Below are 2,834 nucleotides of genomic sequence, written 5' to 3' on the forward strand. Positions count from 1 at the left end.
GGTGATCCGTTCTTCGTCCTGACCGCGATAGGTGCCGGCCGGAATGATCGACTTACCGTAGTAGGGAATCTCAGCAATCATCGCGTCGATGGTCTCGTCATTCCAGTTCAGAACGTTCGCATCGCAGGTGTTGGTCGCTTCGGTGATTGAGGACGCAGTTACCCCGGTGGTGTAGAAAAAGGCGTCGATCTTGCCGTCGCACAATGCCTGTGCCTGTTCGCGCGAAGTGAGACGTGTTGCCTGGCCGTAATAGCTTTCAGGGTCCGTGCCGTACCGGGACAGGGCGAAGGCCATTGTCGCCTCGGTTCCCGATCCCGCGTTGCCGATATTGACAGTTTTGCCTTTCAACTCGGAGAAATCAGACACATTCTGATCGGCCCTTGCGACAAGATGTGCGGTGTCGAGGTGAAGCGAAAACAGAAAACGCAGGTCTTCGTTAGGGCTGCTATCTTCAAATTTCGAAGAGCCGTTGAACGCATGATAAAGCCAGTCTGCCTGCGCGATCGCGACGTCCATTTCACCAGCCTGGATCGAGCGAAGGTTTGCCACCGAGCCACCGGTTGATTCAACCGTGCAGCGGATGTTGTGTCCCTGAGCCTTGCGACTCTTGTTCAGCACGTTGCAGATGAAACCGCCGGTGGGGTAGTAGCCTCCACCGATACCAGCGGTTCCGATGTTGACGAACTTTCTTTCCTGCGCGGCTGCTCCGCCGGCAAGTGCTACCGTGACTGCCGCCGCTGCCGCTATTTTCGTGAAATTGTACATCCCGTTTCCCTCGTTCCAATGAGAACAATTGTTCGAGCGCGTGTGACGCGCTTTCTGACTTCTGCTTCCGAAATCACCGTTTTGCCGCTTCGCGCCTTGTCTTCGGTGTATCTGGAGCCACGAAGTTTGATGATTTCGAATTCAATTCTTGATTATTGTATACGATTTTGTCAAGAATGAATAATTGAAAGGGAGTCGTTCCTCGAATTCCCGAGCGAAGAACCACAGGCAGGATTGCGGATGTCAGGGGCTTTGCGACACTTACACTGAGGCGAGCAAAGGATTGCCGGGTATGAAATGCGATATTGCGATCATTGGAGGCGGGATCATGGGGTCCGCGGCCGCCTATTTTTTAAGCCGGAGCGGTAAGGCCGGAAACGTGGTCGTAGTTGAACCGGATCCGTCTTACCAGTTTGCAACGACACCACAGGGTGCTGGTGGCGTCAGGCAACAATTCAGTGTTGCCGAGAACATTCTCATGTCTCGCTACAGCCTAGAATTTTACAAGGGCTTTGCAAATCAGATGACTGATGTTCCTGATTTGCCGGACATCGGGTTTGTCAGTCAGGGCTACTTGTTTGTAGTGACAAAGGAAGGCGAGGCGACGCTGCGCAGGAACCAGGCGCTTCAGGCTTCCCTCGGAGCAAATGCAGAGCTGATTGATTACGATGAGATCCAGCGCAGATTTCCATCCATCGAGCGCGACGATATCGTGCTCGGATGTCACTCTGCGGATGATGGCTGGATCGACCCGAACGCGGGGCTTTGGGGGTTTCGCCGGGCCGCCGAGCATCTCGGGACGACATTCGTCAAGGCACGCGTAACCGGAATGAACTCGGACGATCGGGCGATCCGGTCCCTTCAACTTGATAACGGCCACGTGGTCGAAGCGGATTTCTTCATCAACACGGCTGGACCCTGGGTGAGCCAGATTGCGAAAATGTCCGGCGGTAACCTGCCGATTGTCCCCATGTGCCGGGTTCAGCATTTCTGGAAATGTGCGCATGAGCTGGAGCCGATGCCGCTGGTCAAGGATGAAAGCGGAATGTTCTTCCGGCCGGAGGGAGATGGCTTTGTCGGCGGCAGACCCAGCTTCGACATCGAGCCTGGCTTTGTCGATGACATCTACAGCGGGTTCTTCGCCAATTACTTTGAGGAAACGATCTGGCCGATGATGGCGGCGCTCGTGCCGAAATTCGAAGAGATCCGCCTTGAAAGCAGTTGGGCCGGGCACTACGCGCAAAACACACTCGACGGAAACATGATTATCGGCCGCTATTCGCCCGGTCATGACAATATCGTCACCGCTTGCGGTTTTTCAGGCCATGGCATCATGCATGCGCCTGCAGTTGGCCGCGCGCTTTCGGAATTGGCGTTGACCGGTGCATTTGAGACCCTGGATCTTTCACGAATGGAGATCGGACGGGTTCACAAAAACGAACCGCTGGCCGAAGTTGGAATTAAATAGATGAGTGACCATTGTTACGAAGTAGCCGTCATCGGTGCGGGGATCATCGGCATTTCGACGGCCTATTTCCTCTCCAAAAATCACGGGATCTCGAAGATCGTTCTGATCGACCGGGACCAGCCCATGGCCTACACGTCGGCTCAATCCGGGGAAAATTACCGGAATTGGTGGCCACACCCGACAATGGTCAACTTCACCAACCGGGGGATCGATCTCCTGGAAGAAATCGCGCTTGCCGGCAACAACAGCATTAACATGAACCGCCGCGGATATGCGCTGGTGACGCGGTCCAGCGACATTCAGGACCTGCTCGTAGAGTTGCACAAGGGGCTTGGGGAAAGTGCGGAAAGTCTGTTGCGTTTTCACGATGGTCATAACGACGCCGGTTACAAACCTGCACATAGACCGGACTGGCAGGATGCTCCTGACGGTGTCGACATTTTAAGCGGCCAGTCGCTGATCCAGGAACACTTTCCCTCATATGCAGATGATGCCCGAAATGTGATCCACATTCGCCGGGGCGGCGATATCAGCGGGCAGCAATTGGGCATGTTCATGCTGGAGCACCTGAAGGAAAAGGGAGCTCAACGGGTGCTTGGCG

At 54.9% G+C, this 2,834-nt stretch carries 3 protein-coding genes; 2 read left to right on the forward strand and 1 reads right to left on the reverse strand.

What is annotated here, in order from left to right:
• Window positions 1-765 (reverse strand): TAXI family TRAP transporter solute-binding subunit (locus tag K5905_RS31000; RefSeq protein WP_297591569.1); only part of this gene is annotated, 765 nt, incomplete at its 3' end.
• 292 nt (window positions 766-1,057) lie between these two features.
• Between K5905_RS31000 and K5905_RS31005 the strand changes: the two genes are divergently transcribed.
• Both K5905_RS31005 and K5905_RS31010 read left to right on the forward strand, forming a co-directional pair.
• Entirely contained in the window at window positions 1,058-2,233 is a 1,176-nt protein-coding gene (locus tag K5905_RS31005) for an FAD-binding oxidoreductase (protein WP_297591570.1), read from the forward strand.
• The coding region (locus tag K5905_RS31010) for an FAD-dependent oxidoreductase (protein ID WP_297591571.1) at window positions 2,234-2,834 on the forward strand (601 nt) is incomplete at its 3' end. It lies immediately after the preceding gene.

It is taken from the genome of Roseibium sp. (assembly GCF_025698965.1).
Lineage (GTDB): Bacteria > Pseudomonadota > Alphaproteobacteria > Rhizobiales > Stappiaceae > Roseibium.

Coding starts and splice junctions, on each gene's coding strand:
- K5905_RS31005 (WP_297591570.1), top strand. CDS start 1,058: ATGAAATGCGATATTGCGATCATTGGAGGCGGGATCATGGGGTCCGCG.